The sequence below is a fragment of the Bradyrhizobium sp. MI1.7 genome (assembly GCF_055811795.1).
Window position 1 is genome coordinate 1 of the sequence record NZ_JBVVPO010000248.1, and the last position, 585, is coordinate 585.

Consider the following 585-nt stretch of genomic DNA (forward strand, 5'->3'; position numbering starts at 1 on the left):
TCGCGTGGCGCTGCTCCTGATCTTCGGCGTGCCGCTGTTCGCGTTCGTGGTTCTCACCACGGTCTTTAGCCATCCGGTCATCCGCGGGCTCGGCGTGACTGTAGTCGACGAGGACAAGTCGGACGCGTCGCGCGCCCTGGTGGAATACATTGCGGCGTCGCCAAGCCTGAAGATCGTCGACCGCTCCGGCACGCTGTCCACGGCCGTGCAGGACATACGCTCCGGCAAGTCGATTTCGGCCGTCTACGTCCCGCCGGATTTCGAGCGCGACCTGAAGGCCGCGCGCCGCCCGCAGATCGTCGGATTTTATAACCAGCAGTTTTTGACTCCTTCCGGGATCGCATCCTCGGGTCTGAGCGATTCACTTTCCGCAGCGGCAGCGGTGGCCGCTCCCGCCAGTCGCGCGGCACCTGCGCCAGCGTCCCTGGGAGCGCTCAAGGCGGAGACCATGGCGCTCGTCAATCCGCAGAAGAACTACGCGCAGTTCCTGCTGCGCGCGCTGCTGCCGACCATCATCCATGTGGTGATTACCCTTGCCGCCGGCTATTCCGTCGGCTCCGAATTCCGCCGCCGCGACGCGCGGGC

1 protein-coding gene is annotated in these 585 nt (G+C 65.8%); it reads left to right on the forward strand.

Annotated features, from left to right (window positions below; all coding sequences use genetic code 11):
• On the forward strand, positions 1–585 hold a 585-nt coding region (locus tag AC0L3X_RS47375; RefSeq protein ID WP_473317651.1), incomplete at both ends, for an ABC transporter permease.